This window comes from Streptomyces sp. NPDC015220 (assembly GCF_043079345.1).
Taxonomy (GTDB): Bacteria; Actinomycetota; Actinomycetes; order Streptomycetales; family Streptomycetaceae; genus Streptomyces.
The window spans coordinates 1-17404 of the sequence record NZ_JBIBUK010000022.1; the positions used below are offsets into that span (position 1 = coordinate 1).

General features: G+C 69.0%; 16 protein-coding genes and 5 pseudogenes. 11 read left to right on the forward strand and 10 right to left on the reverse strand.

Annotated features, from left to right (window positions below; genetic code table 11):
• A pseudogene (locus ACF061_RS30930) lies at positions 1–257 on the reverse strand (hydrolase); the annotation flags it as partial.
• A gap of 753 nt (positions 258–1010) precedes the next feature.
• Between ACF061_RS30930 and ACF061_RS30935 the strand changes: the two are divergent.
• Positions 1011–1199: a hypothetical protein gene (locus tag ACF061_RS30935; protein WP_079077019.1), complete on the forward strand. Its 189-nt coding sequence runs from the start codon at positions 1011–1013 to the stop codon at positions 1197–1199.
• A gap of 204 nt (positions 1200–1403) precedes the next feature.
• On the opposite strand, the gene ACF061_RS30940 is transcribed toward ACF061_RS30935, so the two are convergent.
• Positions 1404–1784, reverse strand: coding sequence for a transposase (locus tag ACF061_RS30940; protein WP_392270313.1), 381 nt, complete (start codon positions 1782–1784; stop codon positions 1404–1406).
• 278 nt (positions 1785–2062) lie between these two features.
• Between ACF061_RS30940 and ACF061_RS30945 the strand changes: the two genes are divergently transcribed.
• The gene (locus tag ACF061_RS30945; protein ID WP_392270314.1) at positions 2063–4039 is read left to right on the forward strand and encodes a DUF4157 domain-containing protein; all 1977 of its coding nucleotides are present in this window, start codon (positions 2063–2065) and stop codon (positions 4037–4039) included.
• A 103-nt stretch (positions 4040–4142) separates the two neighbouring features.
• Here ACF061_RS30945 and ACF061_RS30950 read toward each other — a convergent pair.
• A pseudogene (locus ACF061_RS30950) lies at positions 4143–4297 on the reverse strand (IS5/IS1182 family transposase); the annotation flags it as partial.
• 72 nt (positions 4298–4369) lie between these two features.
• Between ACF061_RS30950 and ACF061_RS30955 the strand changes: the two are divergent.
• Positions 4370–4753 (forward strand): hypothetical protein, encoded by a 384-nt coding sequence (locus tag ACF061_RS30955; protein ID WP_392270315.1) that lies wholly within the window; start codon positions 4370–4372, stop codon positions 4751–4753.
• 47 nt (positions 4754–4800) lie between these two features.
• Here the strand turns inward: ACF061_RS30955 and ACF061_RS30960 are convergent, their stop codons facing one another.
• The 4 genes and pseudogenes from ACF061_RS30960 to ACF061_RS30975 all read right to left on the reverse strand — a co-directional run bounded on the left by ACF061_RS30960 (position 4801) and on the right by ACF061_RS30975 (position 6661).
• Entirely contained in the window at positions 4801–5097 is a 297-nt protein-coding gene (locus tag ACF061_RS30960) for a hypothetical protein (protein ID WP_392270316.1), read from the reverse strand.
• A 79-nt stretch (positions 5098–5176) separates the two neighbouring features.
• Positions 5177–5275, reverse strand: a pseudogene (locus ACF061_RS30965) (IS630 family transposase); the annotation flags it as partial.
• 101 nt (positions 5276–5376) lie between these two features.
• Positions 5377–5634, reverse strand: a complete 258-nt coding sequence (locus ACF061_RS30970; protein ID WP_392270317.1) for a hypothetical protein — start codon at positions 5632–5634, stop codon at positions 5377–5379.
• A gap of 460 nt (positions 5635–6094) precedes the next feature.
• The gene (locus ACF061_RS30975; protein ID WP_392270318.1) at positions 6095–6661 is read right to left on the reverse strand and encodes a YrhB domain-containing protein; all 567 of its coding nucleotides are present in this window, start codon (positions 6659–6661) and stop codon (positions 6095–6097) included.
• Positions 6662–6983: 322 nt separating this feature from the next.
• On the opposite strand from ACF061_RS30975, the gene ACF061_RS30980 reads away from it, so the two are divergent.
• From ACF061_RS30980 to ACF061_RS31000, 5 genes are all read left to right on the forward strand, one after another.
• Entirely contained in the window at positions 6984–7631 is a 648-nt protein-coding gene (locus ACF061_RS30980; RefSeq protein ID WP_392270319.1) for a hypothetical protein, read from the forward strand.
• A gap of 269 nt (positions 7632–7900) precedes the next feature.
• On the forward strand, positions 7901–8302 hold the full coding sequence (locus ACF061_RS30985) for a YciI family protein (protein ID WP_392270320.1): 402 nt from the start codon (positions 7901–7903) through the stop codon (positions 8300–8302).
• A gap of 13 nt (positions 8303–8315) precedes the next feature.
• On the forward strand, positions 8316–9548 hold the full coding sequence (locus ACF061_RS30990; protein ID WP_392270412.1) for an RNA polymerase sigma factor: 1233 nt from the start codon (positions 8316–8318) through the stop codon (positions 9546–9548).
• 418 nt (positions 9549–9966) lie between these two features.
• Complete coding sequence (locus tag ACF061_RS30995; protein WP_392270413.1) at positions 9967–10587, forward strand: SRPBCC family protein; 621 nt, start codon at positions 9967–9969, stop codon at positions 10585–10587.
• A 38-nt stretch (positions 10588–10625) separates the two neighbouring features.
• The gene (locus ACF061_RS31000) at positions 10626–12938 is read left to right on the forward strand and encodes an FdhF/YdeP family oxidoreductase (RefSeq protein ID WP_392270321.1); all 2313 of its coding nucleotides are present in this window, start codon (positions 10626–10628) and stop codon (positions 12936–12938) included.
• Between the two features lie 119 nt (positions 12939–13057).
• Here ACF061_RS31000 and ACF061_RS31005 read toward each other — a convergent pair.
• Together ACF061_RS31005 and ACF061_RS31010 are read right to left on the reverse strand one after the other, a co-directional pair.
• Positions 13058–13228, reverse strand: a pseudogene (locus ACF061_RS31005) (transposase); the annotation flags it as partial.
• Positions 13229–13320: 92 nt separating this feature from the next.
• A complete protein-coding gene (locus ACF061_RS31010) occupies positions 13321–14055 on the reverse strand; it encodes an SDR family oxidoreductase (RefSeq protein WP_392270322.1) in 735 nt (244 codons plus the stop codon).
• 150 nt (positions 14056–14205) lie between these two features.
• On the opposite strand from ACF061_RS31010, the gene ACF061_RS31015 reads away from it, so the two are divergent.
• Together ACF061_RS31015 and ACF061_RS31020 are read left to right on the forward strand one after the other, a co-directional pair.
• Positions 14206–15057, forward strand: coding sequence for a helix-turn-helix transcriptional regulator (locus ACF061_RS31015; protein WP_392270323.1), 852 nt, complete (start codon positions 14206–14208; stop codon positions 15055–15057).
• Positions 15058–15118: 61 nt separating this feature from the next.
• Positions 15119–15265: pseudogene (locus tag ACF061_RS31020) on the forward strand (transposase); the annotation flags it as partial.
• Here ACF061_RS31020 and ACF061_RS31025 read toward each other — a convergent pair.
• Complete coding sequence (locus tag ACF061_RS31025; protein WP_392270324.1) at positions 15207–15746, reverse strand: hypothetical protein; 540 nt, start codon at positions 15744–15746, stop codon at positions 15207–15209. The pseudogene ACF061_RS31020 and the gene ACF061_RS31025 sit on opposite strands and share 59 nt — an antisense overlap.
• A gap of 673 nt (positions 15747–16419) precedes the next feature.
• On the opposite strand from ACF061_RS31025, the gene ACF061_RS31030 reads away from it, so the two are divergent.
• On the forward strand, positions 16420–17304 hold the full coding sequence (locus ACF061_RS31030) for a hypothetical protein (protein ID WP_392270325.1): 885 nt from the start codon (positions 16420–16422) through the stop codon (positions 17302–17304).
• Positions 17305–17404 lie beyond the last annotated feature (100 nt).

Genomic DNA, 17404 nt, shown 5'->3' on the forward strand with positions numbered 1-17404 from the left:
ACCGCGTACGTATTCGGCCCCGCCGTCGCGTCCGGCGTACGCGGCGGAGCGAACGTCAGATCCACCGAGCCCGTCGTCCCCGGATACAACCGCAGTGACTGCGGCTCCACGACGGCCCAGGGCGCGAGAGGACCCACCGCCTCGAATCGGTACTCGTCGACGACGTCACCGGTGTTGCGCAGCCGCAGCCGCACAGTCGTACTACCACCCGGGTCCACGGTCGCGGAGGCGGGCTCGAGGGAAGTCCAGAGGCTCACTCCCGGACTTTAAACATGGTGATGGCGACGAGTCAGTAAGCCATGGGGCACGAACGAGTGCCCGAAGGGGCATGGCCCGGCTGTCCCGCTCGCAGAGGTGAGCAGCTTGGACTCGTCTCCGGGCCGCGCATCGGTCATCGCCTGCCGCCGGGCGGCGACCTCGTCGATGCTGCCGAACCGCTCGCCGTGTGCTTCGCCCCTTCTTTCGGTCGATGTCACCGAGCCTAGGAGTAGTAGCGGTGAACGGACGAGGTACGGGAGGCCGGACCCGAGGGCAGGAGCAAGGAACGGCCTCCACGCAAGGTCGGACGCCTGACCGCGGGGGTCTGGCCACCGTCCGCGCACGACGGCGGGCCCCGTCGGTGAGCAGACACAGCCGCGGCCGCCGATGAGCCTGGAACCCCATGGGGTCCCGGTGGACGGTCGCCGTCGGGTCGCTCGACCACACCAGGCGCAGCTCCAGGCTTCCGGGCGCGGCCGCAGACTCGATGAGGCGGGCAGCCCACGCGTTGGTCGGCCGGAGTCAGCTCTGCCTGCTTGATGACGATCAACTCGCCGCGGTCGGGTACGGCCTTTATGTACCCTGGCAGCCTTCCTCGTCGGCACGGCGGAAGTGCTGCCGCAGAGTGGCGCCCTCGTCGAGTGCCCGGTAGTACGCCGTGATCTCTGTCACGATGCGCTCTAGCCAGGGCAGCCACGAGGCCATCGTGTCCGCGAGCGCATACGGAAGTACCGCGAGTACGGGGAGGGACCGTGAGTAGGAGACGCTATGTAGCTCGGGGTGTGCCAGGTGGATACCGGATCTGGGACAACCGAGGACGTCGATGGTGGGGGGATCTTTACGAGTTGTGTCCTGATGATCTCGTGGCCGAGCTCAACGGCCAGGCGGACCACGCACGGATCACTGCGCTGATGAAACGCTACAGGGCGCAGAAGCGATAGGCAGCGCCTAAGCGAAGCGGCATGGGCGCACCACAAGCGCACCGGATCGGGCGGGGAACAGCGGGGAATCACGGTGAAAGCAGCCAAGCCCGACGGGACGGCACCCCGGCCGTTCGCCCGGTCAGAGCCTGAACTAGCTGAATACGACCGCACCATCGGGTCCCGGCTGTGGCCGGGTTCGGTCGGAAGTCGCGCAGGATGAGGTCAGGGGGGTGGCCGCATGCGGGTCGGGATCGTGGTGCGGTGTCGTCGGCGGCGGTGCCGGCCGGCGAGCCCGGTGGCCCGCGTCAGCCGGGCGATGCGTTCGCGGCCGCAGGTCGTGCCCTCGCGCTTGAGGACGGCGTGGACGCGCGGGGCGCCGTAGGTGCCCCGGGACTGGCTGTGGACGGCGGTGATCTGCTCGGTCAGCTCCGCGCGGGGAGTGCCGCACCGCGCGGGGAGATTGCCCGGAGTGCGTACGGACCGTCCTGGACGGCTCACCGGGCCGACGTACCGTGCACCTACGGCACGCCGCACGGCGGCATCGCCGTCGACGTCGGCTTCGGCGCGCTGGCCCACGAACACCTCGTCCGGGGACGCGACCACGCCCGCGAGGTACGCGGTGCCGAGGCGGCCGCCGGATGCGGACGCCGGACCCGCCCCGCGAGACCCGGGCAGCGGCCCGCGTCGTCGGGCCCCCGCTCGCCGGCCCGTAGGGCTTGGGCACCCCGTCGGTGCCCGCGCCGCTGCCCCTACGGCCCTCGACCGTCGCGAGTCGTTCGGGTAAGGCTGGGAGGCCAGCCGTCCGCGCGGAAGGGAGCGCTGTGCGCGCACATGAGGATCAGGCCCCCCAGCAGACACGAGGGCAGGCCACACGCGGCTCCGTGCCCGCCCCGAGCGCGGTGGCCGGGCGTCTGCTGAGCCTGCAACGTCTCGCGGGGAACGCCGCCGTGTCGCGCGCCGTGGAGGAGGACCGGCATGCGCACGGGCCCGGCTGCGGACACCCGGGGACGCAGCCGGCCGGTGAGCAGGCCGCGGTTCAGCGCCGGACGTCGGTCAGTGAGGCGCTGGCCTCCCCGGGCACCCCGCTGGAGCCGCGTATCCGCAGCAAGGCGGAGCAGGCGTACGGGATGAGTTTCGACCACGTCAGGATGCACACCGGCCCGGTCGCGCAGCGGTCGGCGGTGGAGTTCGGCGCCCTCGCGTACACCACCGGTTCGGACATCGTCAGCCAGAAGCCGCGCCTGGACGACGAGACGATGTTCCACGAGGTCGACCATGTCTACCAGCAGGCCATGGGGCCGGTGGCGGGGACCGACAACGGTGCGGGCGCGAAGGTGTCCAGTGAGAACGACGCTTTCGAGCGGAGCTCCGCCGCCAACGGCCGCAGACTCTCCCAGGGGCTGCCCCCCGACCTCGCGCTGCCCGGCACCTTCGGGCACTCCGCCTCCGTCCAGCGTGCGCCAGCCGCTTCCCACGGGGCCGCCATGGCGGTGCAGCGCAAGGGCCACGAGAAGCTCGAGGGGCAGATCAAGCCCCGGCAGTCCACGACCGGTTCCCTCATGTCCTGGTTCAAGAAGCCCGACCCCGAAACCCCGGTGACGGGACGGATCCGGGACGCGATCCAGGCCTACGACGACTCGCCTCAGCGCGACCCGAACCGCTGCATGGAGAAACTGGTCGCCATCCAGATACAGGCGCACGAATTGATGGAGGGCGCGCAGCAGGGCGAACGTGCCTATCTGGAGGAGGCGCTGCGGGTCATCCGGGCCGAGATGGAGGTCCTGGGCGATCAGGTCGAGCGCGATGCACGGATGCCCGCCGCCGCCCGGACCCCATACAAGGACATGACCGATCGCGGGGCGCTGTGGAAGGACGCAGAGTTCCAGCACGGGACCGTCAACCTGGGGATGGAGGGAGCCAGTTACGTCCGTGAGCTGTCGGAGATGAACCGGGCCGACCAGCGCAGGGAGATCGGCGGTCGGGGTGAGGACACCTGGGTGCGCAGCGTCCGGGCGAAGCTGACCGAGGCGCTCCGGCAGAGCGTGGTCGCCCATTACACCCCGCAGGCCCGCCTCGCCTCGATCGAGAAGTCCGCCGACAAGAGTCTCAAGTCGAAGACGGAACTCGACCGGCAGAGCGTCGGCGACAAGCACAACACCATGAACGTCGACACGTACATGCTCGCCAACGACGGTTTCGTGTTCTTCTACATCGAGCCCGCCGGCATGAAGGGCCGCAAGTCCCGCTTCGGTGAGGGCAAGGAGGGCGAGGGCCCGGGCAAGGCCCGTATCGAACTCGGACTGGAGGAATCCGGGCTGCTCAGCCAGGGCTGGATCATGCTGAGCGACTTCGTGCAGCGCGACTATCCCGAGATCCGTACTGCCCGGGACAAGCCGGACCAGGTGACGGGCCCCGCGAAGAGCGGGGACGCCTCCGAGCTCTCACGCAAGTTCGAGCGGGGCGCGCCGGACGAGGAGAAGTTCATGGAGTCGTTCTCCGCCTTCAACCACATCGAGGACACGGAGGACCGGCAGGCGCACCAGCTGGCCCGCCAGTACGCTCTCATGGACCAGGGCAGCCGCATGGTCTACGGACCGGGGAGCCGGCTGGAGCGTCCCGAGCTGCTCCACAACAACATCCTCGCCGGCCCCGACATCCTGCCCGGCCTGGTCGACCGCGCCGTGGTCGAGATCATGCGCTTCGAGCAGACCAACCCCACGCTGGCGAAGACGCTGAAGGAGATGAGCGGCGCGGACCTGATGAACTTCCTGCTGCGCAACCTGGTGAAGGCGCAGGCGATGATCCCCAATTCGGTGGACGTCTCCAAGGCCAGGATCAGTGCGGTGGAGGGACCCTGACCCCACGACGGCGACGGCGTGGGAACGGGCCTCCGCACCCCCGCCCGGTCATCGAGAGCCTCGTGGCGCACGGTGTCGTCCACGATCACGATCACGGCGACACACGGTCCGCCAGCGGCAACCTCCGTGGCCGCCCGCGGATCGCAGCGTCGACTCCCTCCCTCCGTAGCTGGGTCACCAGCTTGCTCCAGGCGAGCGGGCTCAGCCTCGTGAACGGGACATTCAGGACGGCTCCGCCACCGTGATCACACCAGCCATCCAGAGATCATTCCAATTGCCGACACCCCGCCCCATGGTTGATCCTGGCCACCGGCAAGCAAGGGGTACGAGATGGGGCTGATGCTCTTCCCAGGTGGCTACGACGTGGCGACGAGCCCAGACGTCTCCTGGTCCTACACCGGCTTCAGCATGTTCAGGAAGTGGCTGGCCCGGGTCGAAGGGTTCGCGCTCGCCGAGATGGACGGCTTCGGCGGGGATCGCCAGTGGTCCAGCGTCTCCACCACGCTGGCGCCACTACTCAACCACCCGGACGACGAGGGAGACATCGCGCCTGCCCAATGCGCGGAGATGTTGCCGCGGCTGGTCGAAATTCTGAACCAACGTGAGCCCGACGACAGCGATCCCGTCCTCCGACGGCGCATCGAAGACGTCAGCGAGTTGGTCTCCGTCCTGCGGGTCTGCGTGGACAGAGACGTTGAGCTCATCTTCGGCTAGTGATCTGACCGCAAGGGCTCGCCGGATCGAATGACGTGCTGATTCGGTCAGGCAGGTGGACGTGGGCGGGCGCTGGCGACGGTGCCGGTCCATTCGTCAGGTTGAGCGGTCTCGCGCCAGAGGACCTCCAGACGTCTGTGCGTGAGTTCTTCGGCCTTCTGGTGGCAGGCGGCCTGCGCGGTACCGGGCTCGGACGGGGACGCGGGATCATTGAGCGCGCCGTCGGCGACGCCCGACGGTTCGGCGAAGTAGATCGCGTACCGCCACCTGTCGACGGTTCGGTAGAGCACGAGCGTCGTCGGGGTCCCGATGGTGCGCCAGTACGGCTGCCGCTTGCTTGCCATGTCCGCACGGTACAGGCCCTGTTCGGGTCCACCACCACGATCAAGCAGCTCGGGTCAGTGGGCGTCCGCCCCAGCAGAGTCACTTCTCGCTGGGAATGCGGGCATGCTCGCGGCGCTGGGCTGCCAGCACTTCGGGGTGGCGAACACTGGTGCGCCAGCGAAGGTAGGCGTGGAGGGCGGGCATGCTCCGACGCCGGGCGAACGGCGAGTCCGTCGAGCAGATCCAGCCCGACCTGATCATCCCCACCGGCAAGCGCAAGGCGAGTACGTCAGGCGGTGCTACTCACCCGGTCGGCACGGTCGGCAGATCCCGGGCGGGTCTTCGTAGACTCCGCACCCGGCCTCATCTTCGATAACCACTCGGATGTTGTCGAAGACGAACCGCGCTTGCTTCGGTCGGTACTTACCCTCCTCGCCGCGCACATGGCCCATGGTGATCTCGTGGATCTGCCGAAGCTTGGCGTCGATCTCCCGCGTCAACGCGCGCACGTGGTCGAGTTCCTTGTCCCTGAGCTGAACCGAATTCTGATCTGCCATTCCCAAGTCCTCTCTCCGGAGAGATCGATCGCCTTACGTCGGTACGGGTGGTTCCACCCGTACCGACTTGACTTCCAGGCTCGGGCCGCTGGTTACTGATGTCCAGTTCAGCTGCTCCGAACGATTTGCTCCCTGAACACGACCTGGTCCGCCAACTCGACCTCCTCGGCCACGCCGTCACCCTTGCTCCCGCCAGCTGAGCTGCGACTTCTTAGGGGCACACGCATCAAGCTGATCAAACGCCGGACATACGGTCGCGCCTCCTTTGCACTGCTGCGGACCCTCGTCCTCGCGCAGCCACCGTGATGTCCCGCCTCAGCTGAACCAGTGAGTCTGTCGCTGCGAGGTGACCGCGCCGGTCATCGGGACCTGCGTCGAGCTGCGAGACGGCGACGCATGCGCCCAGAACGGGGCCAACACAGCCAACTGCGTGCGTTTTGTGGTTTCGACTGGTCGCATCTCAGAAATCAGCATCAATACCGAAGGTACGTACGGCGAGCACACGGTCGAGGGGTTCCACAAGCTCCTGGTGAGCGATGGCCAGGAGCTGAGTCGGCACTACACCCGCGAGCAGCCCGGTCACATAGGCGAGGGCATGCCTCGGGGAAAGCCCAGTCACCTTCCGACGAAGGGCACGGACAGCAGCCACGCGCCCACCTGTTCCTTCGGCTACAGTCCGTAGCTCGTCGTGGAGATCATCCACCGGAGTGCGGACCGGCAGCCCTCGGATACGACTGCGGTAGTCGTCCTCCCAAGCACCCTCGACCTCGGAGAGGACTCCAATCGAGTGCAGCCCGCCATCGGCGCGGTCGACCAGATACGGACCCTGTCCCACCAGCATCGCAGCCAGACTGCCCGTTCGCGCATACTCCTCGGATTGGACATAGACCTTCCAGACGAGCTCGTGCTCGATTACCCGCACGACCACGCTGCGCGGGAACCGCTCGACGCCGGCAGCAACCCACGCCTGATGGCCACGCGCCAGCTCTTCCTCAACGATGCGTACCGCGTCATCCCGTTCGATCACGACCGCAGCATCACCTGGAACGGCACCTCACCACCACGGGTTTCCCTCACCAGGCTCTCTCACATGCAGGAACCGCGAACCTATCTGCCCTGACCGTCACGAAAGGCCCGCCACAGCCTTGAAAGGCCCATGTGCGCGGTGGGTGACCCGTAGGTCCGAGCGGGCGCCCTGGCTGGTAGGCCCGCGTATGCCGCCAAAGGAACCCGTCTACCCTGACCGGGTGATTGATGAGGGGGACTTCCGGGTCGGTGACGTACTGTCGGTTGCTTGCCCCTTCACGGTTACCAGGGTCGAGCAGGGTGTCACGTGGGATCACGTGTCGGTGCGATGGCCGTGGTGGGAAATCGACCCCGAGAACAAGTTCGCGCACTGGAACGGGGTCGTCGCCCTCGGCGTGCACAGCGGCGGGAGCATCTCGCCTGAGGTCGAGGCCGAGCTCTTTCGAACGGACCCCCCGCCCGAACAGCTGAAGGCGGGAGACGTCTGCCGGGTCGGCGTGCCACCCACCGTCGTGCACGTGACGGACGTCGCCCACCACCACCCCCCGCTGGAGACGGCCTGGCTGCCACATCCCACCCAGACCGTGACCGTGCTGCCCCGAGGTCTGTCCTATCGAGAGTTCCCGGACGAGACCCATCTTGATGGCTCGGGGTACACCATCCACCCTGGCGACGGGATCCCCTTCACCTTCGAACTGTTGATGCGCCCGTACGCATCCCTCCAAGTGGGCGACGAGGTTGCCGATGCCGTCGGCCGGGCATGGCGGTTCGACGGGCCCTGGGACTGGACCCCCTTCGACGGGGAGCCGGCTGACGCGGGCCCTGAGTGGCCGCTCGTCCTGCTCACCCGAGCAGGGACGCCGTGCTCCGTCGAGGACGCCGAGGCGGTGGCTGCGAGTACGGCGAAAGGATCGCACCAGGAGACGATCCGGGATTGGATGGCACTCACCGAGGCCTCGCCCACACCTTGACCCATCCGGACGCCTGCGGCATCTCTGCCGTGGCTGAGCAAGGACCTGGCCCTACGGGCCAACTCATGTGCAGGCCGACGACCCGTCAGGCCAACACGTTCCAAGGCCCACGCGTCACTTTGTCAGAAGCCTTAAGCAGCGGGACCCCTGACGTTCTCTTCCCGCGAGCCTGAAAAACTTCTGCGATCGTGTAGAGAAGCGCGGGCTGGCTCCGACGTCCTCTGTGAGAGCCGCCCACCACAGGCGGCCCGAGCCGAAGGAGCGGACTCATGAAGTACCTGGTGATGGTGCAGGGCACGCAGGCGGACTACGAGGCCCAGGCGGGCAAGCCCGTCGCGGGTCTGCCGGCCTGGAGCGACAAGGACATGCAGGCGATGTTTCAGCACATGGGGGCGATCAACAACGACCTCGCCGAGACAGGCGAGTTCATCGATGCCCAGGGGCTGGCCGAGCCTGCCAGGACCCGCCTCGTCAGCGCCGGCGCGGACGGCAAGCCCGTGATCACCGACGGGCCGTACGGCGAGACCAAGGAAGTGATCGCCGGTTACTGGCTCCTGGAGTGCGAGAGCCTGGAGCGGGTCACGGAGATCGCCGCGCGGGTCACCCAGTGCCCCGTTCCCGAGGGCGCGAACACGTACCCCGTCGTCATCCGGCCGCTCGGCGAAGTGTGAGCAGGGGAGACTTCTGAGACGTACGAGCGAGGTCGAGGACCTGCTGCGCCTGCACGCGCCGCAGGTCCTCGGCGCGCTCGTACGCCGGTACGGGCACTTCGACGCCGCCGAGGACGCCGTACAGGAGGCGCTGCTGGCAGCGGCCGGGCAGTGGCCCGAGTCGGGGGTTCCGGACAATCCGCGGGGCTGGCTGATCAGGGTCGCCTCACGGCGGCTCACGGACGCGTTGCGCAGTGATCAGGCGCGGCGGTCGCGTGAGGAGAAGGCGGCGGCGCTCACACCGCGCGACGCCTTCACCGCACCGCCGCCCGGGCCCGATCGTGCGCCCTCCGAGGACGACACGCTGACCCTGCTCTTCCTCTGCTGCCACCCTGATCTGTCGCCGCCCGCTCAGATCGCGCTGACGCTGCGGGCTGTCGGCGGTCTGACGACGGCCGAGATCGCCCGCGCGTATCTGGTGCCGGAGGCGACGATGGCCCAGCGGATCAGCAGGGCCAAGCAGCGGGTGAAGGGCACGCGTTTCAGCCGCCCCGATCACTGGGAAGAGCGGCTGCCCGCCGTTCTCCACACGCTCTACCTGGTCTTCAACGAGGGCTACACGGCCACCTCCGGAGCCTCCCTCCAGCGCGCCGAACTCGCGGGCGAGGCCATCCGGCTGGCCCGTGCGGTGCACCGCCTGCTGCCCGGCGACTGTGAGGTCACCGGCCTGCTCGCCCTGATGCTCCTCACCGACGCCCGCCGCGCCGCACGGACCGGGGCGGGCGGCGAACTGATCCCCCTCGACGAGCAGGACCGCGGGCTGTGGGACAACGCGGCGATCGAGGAGGGCGTGGCCCTGGTGACCTGGGCTCTGTCCCAACGCCGCTTCGGCCCCTACCAGTTGAGAGCCGCGATCGCCGCCGTCCACGACGAGGCGGACTCGCCCGACAGCACCGACTGGCCCGAGATCCTCGGCCTCTACGACGTCCTCGTCCACCTTGTCCCCAGCCCCGTCGAACGCCTCAACCGTGCCGTGGCCATCGCCATGGTCCACGGACCGAAGGCCGCTCTGGCCGAACTGGACGCGCTGGAACCGGAGTTGTCTACAGGCCACCGCCTGGACTCGGTCCGCGCCCACCTCCTGGAACGCGCCGGCGACCCCGAGGCCGCCCGAGCCGCCTATGAGTCAGCCGCCGCCAAGACCCTGAGCCTCCCCGAACAGCGCTACCTCCGAGCCCGTGCGGCCCGCCTCGGCGACATCACTTAACGTGTCGCTCATGCCCGATCTGACGCACATCACCGAACGCTCCCTCTGGGACGCGGACCGTGGGACCGGCAGAGACGTCGACGCGTGGCCGCACTCTCCAGAAGGAGGGCTTCGTCCACTGCGCCTGGCGCCCGTCGCCGCCCCCGGTCAGTGCCTGGTGTGCATCCAGCCCTGCCCCGCGTCCGCCGAGGCCGGGCCAAACGCCCGGATCAGGTGGGAGTCCGTACACCACTTTCCTGGACGCAACCCCCTCCTGCGAGCCGGGCCCGGCCCCTTTTTCGCGCTCGGCGCCGCCCGAGACGCCTACGCGGTCGGGTGACTCGAAACCCGGGATCGGGGAACCGGGAGAGATGCCCTGCCCCATAAGGGGAGGGCCGGGTCTCCGGACGCCGGCCCCCTCACCGGAAGAAGGACCATGATGGCGCACGAAGACGACGATGGGCAGGCCGTGCCGAACACTCCGGGCATGCGCGCCGACGGCGACGGCGTCACACGCCGCCGTCCGCTGCGCGAGCGGCACGTCGAGGAGACGATCGAGGTCGCGGTGCCGGTCCGCACGGCCTACAACCAGTGGACGCAGTTCAAGACGTTCCCGCGCTTCTCGACCGTGGTGCGCGACGTCGAGCAGATCAGGCCTACCGTCACCGCGTGGACCATCGGCCACGGTCCCCTGCGTCACCGTTTCGCGGTCGAGATCGTGGAACAGGACCCTGACGCCTACCTGGCCTGGCGTGGCCTGGAGCAGCACCCCACCCACCAGGGCGAGGTCGAGTTCAGGCCGACGGAGTCCGGTGGCACCACGATCACGGTCCGGATGCTCCTCCAACCGCAGGGGGCCGCGAAGGTCCTCACCCGCTCGTCCAGGGTCGTGGGGCTGACCGCGCGACTGGTGCGCGGGGAACTGGTGAGCTTCAAGCACTTCATCGAAGGGCTCGGTCAGGAGGGCGGTGCCTGGCGCGGCACCATCCGCAACGGCCGGGTTCAGCACGACACCCCGGAGCCGCCCAGGAGCCGTGTCGCCCAGTGGCCCGTCGGCTGACCCGCGTACCGCACACAGCAAGAGAGAAAGGCCAAGCGATGCAGCACCCGCCCGGTGAGGAGCCGGAGACCTCCCTCTCCGTGACACCGCCGAAGAAGTGGGCGGCCGGGGTTCCCGCCGTCGTGCACGCGCTGGAGTACTCCCTGGAGCAGACCTCCCCGCGCAAGGCCGGGGTCGACCTGCTCACCATGAACCAGGTGGGCGGCATCGACTGCCCCGGCTGCGCGTGGGCGGACCCCGCTCCGGGCCGGCGCCATCGCAATGAGTACTGCGAGAACGGCGCCAAGCACATCAACGACGACGCCACGACGCGCCGGATCACGGCCGACTTCTTCCGCGAGCACAGCGTGTCCGATCTGGCCGCCCGCTCCGACATGTGGCTCAATCAGCAGGGCCGGCTCACCGAGCCGATGATCAAACGGCCCGGCTCGGACCGCTACGAGCCCATTGGCTGGAACGACGCCCTGGGCGTCCTGGCGCAGGAACTCCGGGGGCTGGACTCGCCCGACGAGGCGGTCTTCTACACCTCCGGCCGGGCCAGCAACGAGGCAGCCTTCGTCTTCCAGCTCTTCGCCCGTGCCTACGGCACCAACAACCTGCCCGACTGCAGCAACATGTGCCACGAGTCCAGCGGCTTCGCCCTGAACGAGACGCTGGGCGTCGGCAAGGGCACCGTGAGTCTCGACGACCTTCACCACGCGGACCTGATCTTCCTGGTGGGGCAGAACCCGGGCAGCAATCATCCCCGGCAGCTCTCGGCCTTGGAGGAGGCCAAGCGCAACGGCGGCCGCATCGTGGCGGTGAACCCGTTGCCGGAGGCGGGGCTGCGACGCTTCAAGAACCCGCAGAAGCCGCGTGGGGTCGTGGGGCGGGGCACCCAGATCGCCGACCGCTTCCTGCACATCAAGCCGGGCGGAGACCTCGCCCTGTTCCAGGCACTGAACCGGCTGTTGCTGGAGGCGGAGGACGCGCGTCCCGGCACCGTCCTGGACCACGACTTCATCAACGCCCACACCTCCGGTTTCGAGGAGTTCGCCCGGCACGCCCGCACCGTCGACTGGGACGACGTGCGCGCGGCGACGGGACTAACCCGTGAGGAGATCGAGAGGGTCCGCGACGAGGTCCTGCGGAGCGAACGCGTCATCGTGTGCTGGGCGATGGGCATCACCCAGCACAAGCACGGCGTACCCACCATCCGGGAGATCGTCAACTTCCTGATGCTGCGAGGCAATCTGGGGCGCGCCGGCACGGGCGCCTGCCCGGTGCGCGGCCACAGCAACGTCCAAGGCGACCGCACCATGGGCATCTGGGAGCAGATGCCGGACACCTTCCTGGACGCCCTTCAGGAGGAGTTCGGCTTCGATCCGCCGCGCCCGCACGGCTTGGACTCGGTGAACTCGATCAAGGCGATGCTGGAGGGCCGCGTCAAGGTATTCCTCGCCCTGGCCGGGAACTTCGTGCGCGCAGCGCCCGACAGCGAGGTCACCGAGAAGGCGATGCGTTCGTGCCGGCTGACCGCCCACATCTCCACCAAGCTCAACCGCTCGCACACCGTCTGCGGCGACACCGCCCTGATCCTGCCGACGCTTGGGCGCACCGAGCGTGATGTCCAGGCCGACGGCGAGCAGTTCGTCACCGTCGAGAACTCCATGAGCGAGGTGCACACCTCCCAGGGACGACTCGAACCGGCCTCGCGCGTGCTGCTGAGCGAGGTCGCCATCCTGTGCCGGCTCGCCCGGCTGAGCCTCGGCGGCGAGGGGGACATCCCCTGGGCCGAGTTCGAGGGCGACTACAACACCATCCGCGACAGCATCTCCCGGATCGTGCCGGGCTTCCACGACTTCAACGCCCGGGTGACCCGTCCGGGAGGCTTCCAGCTACCCAACCCGGTCAACGAGGGCGTGTTCAGGACCGAGACCGGCAAGGCCCGGTTCACCTGCAACGAGCGGGTGGTCCCCCGGGCCCCCGAGGGTCACCTGCTGCTGCAGACCTTGCGCTCGCACGACCAGTGGAACACCGTCCCGTACACCAACAACGACCGCTACCGCGGCATCCACGGCAGCCGCCACGTGATCCTCGTCAACCCGGCCGACCTGTCCGAACTCGGCCTCGCCCAAGGCGATCGCGTGGACCTGGTGAGCGTCTGGGAGGACGGCACCGAGCGCCGGGCCGAGAACTTCGAGGTCGTGTCCTACCCCGCGGCCAAGGGCTCGGCCGCCGCCTACTACCCGGAGACGAACGTCCTGGTGCCGCTCGACAGCGTCGCCGACGTAAGCAACCAGCCCACGTCGAAGGGCATCGTCGTCCGCCTCGAACCCACGGGCGACCGATCCCGGCCGGCACCCGTGTGACCGAAACCGACGACGCCGCGGGACCCGCTGACAGCAGCGGGTCCCGCGGCGTCCCTCCAGTAGTGCTTCGCTACGTCGAGTGAACTCGCCTGGTGGTGTCTAACGAAGCACTACTGGAAAGGCAGTTGCTGCCAGGTGCAACCCGACGTCGCGACGAACGTGATCGCGGCCGGCACTTCCCGGCCCCCGTGCCGACGTCGGCCGCTACCCTGCGGACGGGTCGGCGCCTGAGGCACCACCCGCTGGAACTCCCACAGCTCATCCGGCACCAGCCGCTCAATGATCCCCACGGCGACAGGCTACCGAGCAAGCCGATCGAGATGACTTGTCAACAACGCTCGTGATGAATACAGGGGCCTGCCGGATGGCCGCCCGGCCCCCCCTACTGCGCACTGGCGGCCGGGCGCACCACGATCTCGTTCACGTCCACCTCGGCGGGCCGGGAGACGGCGAATGCGATGGCATCGGCGATCGCGGACGCCGGAACGGCCACCGAGCGGTAGGTCTTCATATCCTCGCGCGCACGCGGGTCGGAGATGGAGTCGGCGAGCTCGGACTCGGTGACGCCCGGGGAGACCACGGTGACCCGGATGTCTCCGGCCGACTCCTGGCGCAGCCCCTCGGACAGGGCGCGCACGGCGAACTTGGTGGCGCAGTAGACGGCGGCCGTCGGCACCACCTCGTACGCGCCGACCGAAGCGACGTTCACGACGTGGCCGCCGCCCTGCTCCCGCATGACCGGCAGGGCAGCCGCGATGCCGTGCAGCACCCCGCGGACGTTCACGTCGAGCATCCGGTCCCACTCGTCCACCCTCAACTCCGACAGCGGCGAGAGTGGCATCACTCCGGCGTTGTTGACCATCACGTCCACCCGTCCCCAGCGCTCGATCGCGGCCGACACGAAGGCCCGTACGTCGGCGGCGTCGGTGACATCAAGCCGCCGGAAGTCGGCGGTGCCCCCGTCGGCGGCGATCCGCCCGGCCAGCTTCTCCAGGCGCGCGGTGCGGCGCGCGCCCAGGAACACCCGGTGGCCGTCGGCGGCCAGGCGCAGGGACGTCGCCTCACCGATCCCGCTGCTCGCGCCGGTCACCAGGACGACCTTGGTGGTCCGCGTCATGACGATGTCCTTTCCGGTGGATGGATGGTTCCGCAGTCGACTGACTGCGCCACCGAGTCTGTGCGGAACGGCGGGCACGGGCCAGGACGGTCCCTGCCTGGGTGCGGCACACCCAGGCAACGCGCTGGACGGCCGCCTAGTCTGTACCGCATGGACGAGAACCACCTGGGTGCCTTCCTGCGCGCCCGCCGGGCCGGCCTCACGCCGCGGGACGTGGGCATGGTCAGCCACGGGACGCGCAGGGTCGCCGGACTGCGCCGGGAGGAGGTCGCGGTCCTCGCCGGGGTGAACGCCGACTACTACACCCGCCTGGAACAGGGCCGTGAACGCAACCCCTCCCCCCAGGTGCTGGACGCCCTCGCCGGCGCCCTGCGTCTGGACGGCGACGCGCGGACGCACCTGTTCCGCCTGGCCGGCGGCGCACCCGGTGCGGAACGCTCCGTCCACACGACGGCCGGGGTGAGTCCGCCGCTGCGCCAGTTGATGGACGGCTACCCGCATACCCCGGCGTTCGTCCTGGGCCGCACCCTGGACATCCTCGCCGCCAACGCCCTGGCCGACGCGCTCTTCGCCCCGTTCGACCCGGCGGACAACCTGGCCCGCATGATCTTTCTCGACCCCGCGGGCCGGCACTTCTACGCGGACTGGGAGCGGGCGGCCCAGGCCGCCGTGGCCAATCTGCGTGAGGGCGCCGGCCTCGACCCGGACAGCCCTGAACTGCGCCGACTGGTCGCCGAACTCACCAAGCGCAGTGCAGAGTTCGACCGTCTGTGGAACGCCCACGGCGTGCGCGGCAAGAGCCGGGACGCCAAGAACCTGAACCACCCCGAGGTCGGCGCCCTCGCCCTCACCTATCAGGCCTTCGACGTGCGCGACGCCCCCGGTCAGCAGCTCGTCATCTACCACGCCGAACCGGGCAGCCCGAGCGCCCGGGCCCTCGGCCTCCTCGGCTCCCTGCACGCCACCCGGCGCCGCGCGGAGGCCGGGCCGCGTGCCTACTGAGGTTGACCTCGTGATGTCGCTGGGTCGGTGGAGCTTGCTGGTGGCGACCTGCTTGGTCATCTCCGCGGACTACGACGCCGGCAAGAGAATCAACGGCCGCAAGCGGCACCTGGTCGTGGACACCAACGGCCCGCCGCTGTCCGTCATGGTCACCCCGGCCGACGTGGCCGACCGCAACGCGGCCAAGGAAGTGCAGGCTCGCCGGCGCGGGTCGGCGGGTTGAGCGCGGTCGTCGGACGCAGCCCCGTCACCGCGGTGGAACCCACTGGCGTCATCACCCGCTGCGCGTACACGCCCAGCACCCGTGCCAGTTCCGACGGCTGAAGCTGCGCGGCATGACCCCACGGGCGGCCGTCCAGGGCGCGCCTAGGAAGGGACGCACAACCGCACGCGCCTTCGACGGCCCCCTGAGCGGGGCGGTAGATCCGCGCCCACAGCTCCAGCGCCCGCTCGGTGAGCTGCCAGCCGGACCGCTCAAGCTGCTTGATGACCTCGTGCCCCTCGGTCAGCCGCCCGGCAAGCCGTTCGGACTCCGACAGAGCAGGGGGCAGGCCGTACCGCTCGCACGCGGCCTCGGTGAGCACCAGCAGCGGGTCGGCGTCCTTGCCCGAACCGTGCGGCCTCTCGGCCCCGAGCTGTGCCCCAACCAGGAACCACTGGATCAGGGCGGGAAGGGACTTGGCGGGCACGTCCAGGACGAGACCGCTGACGCCGCGGTGGCGATGAGCCGTGTGAAGGTGTGCTGGCCTGCTTCGGCCGCAGCCTCTCCCGTTCTGCCCGGCCGAGCCGGGTGTTCGAGACGGTGCGGGAGGTCGTGAAGGCCACCGGTGTGACCGCGTCGTCCAAAACGGTGGAGTCCAGCGCTCGCCGGTGCCTGCCTTGTGAAACGACTCCCGGCGGAGATGTTCGCGGGCATACTGGGTCGAGTACCTCGCTGCCCGAGCCGAGGACGAGGCCAGCGAGCGGGACGAGAAGGGGGACAGTGCACGGTCGGAATAGCCTCCTTCCGTCAGCATGCTGCACCGCCCTTCGAATCAGGCATCGAGGGGGCCGTAACCGTTCGCCAGTTTGATCTGTCCAGTACTACCAACGCGCAGCCTCACAACCACTGGTGTGGAAGAGTGCTGTGACTAAGTTCCAAAGCACCGCACCGAGACGCCACGGTTCGTAGGGGGACGTAGGGGGACGTAGGGCGTGAAATGGATCAGAAGTCGAAGGGCGCCGGGTCCGAATGACCGTGGGGAACACGATCCGCCCCTTCCCGACGCGGTACCACCGGTGCCCCCTGCAGAGACGGCAGATCCGGCGCCGACCGCGGCTTGGCACTACCGGCTCCAGGTCGAGCGAAGGCACGGGGGCTGGGTGAACCTGGCCCACCGGCAGACCGGAGCCCTCATCGACGGTTCCTACGGTGTCGTCGACACGTCCGAAGGCGAGCTGGGAGCGGTCGCCGCACAGATCATGGAGCGCTCCGGCGGTAGCTGGAACAACTGCCGTGTCGTCTTCGTCTCCGGGCCCCGGCGCCCGGACGAGGTCCTGCGTGACGAAGAGGTGTTCGGAGTCATCACCCAGGGCGACCGCACCTTGGTCCCCGGCCCCGCCCACCCCGGCTTCGCCTCTGCGCCGCAGCTCCCGCTCGGACCGCAACCGCGGCCGCTCGGCAATGAGCCGTGGAAGGACCACGGCCTCGCCGACCATCAAGTCGTCGAGTGCGGTTCCTGCCGCATTGACGTCACGGTACGCCTGGTGGCAGGGCAGGGCGGCGTACTCGTCTCGACGCCGGAGAACATGCGCGGCACGGCCAGCATCTGCGGGGGTTGCGGGCGACTCTTCTGCGTGGACTGCCTGGTCCCCGTCGTGGACCTGCCCTACGAGCCGCGGCGCCCGAGGTGCGATCGTTGCGGGGACATCGTCGGCCCTCTGCAGGCGGCCGACGGGCAGGCCACGAGCTTCGGCCCGTCGGTCATGAACTCCAGGACATACGCCGACCACACGGCGGCCGAGGTGATCGACCATGTCGTCGAATGCCGGCGTGCAGGCCGCCGTGAGGACCGAACCGTGCAGTACATCCTCGACGAACTACGCCGTGAATACGGCCATATCGCCTATCCGTTCGCCGCTTCCCTGGAGCGGCTGGCCTACGGCTCAGCCGGCCCCTCGTTGTATCAGGAGTCGATGGAGCCCGAGGAGGTGGAGATCGTCGACGCGATCCTGGAACGCCTCGCGGGCAACTCACTCAGGAACTAGGCGGAAGCACAGTCGAGTTAATTCTCTCGGTCAAGGCTGCTGGAGGGCTGCGGTGTCAGGACTGGATGGTCACCGACCGGATGTGGACGGGCAGCGTGCG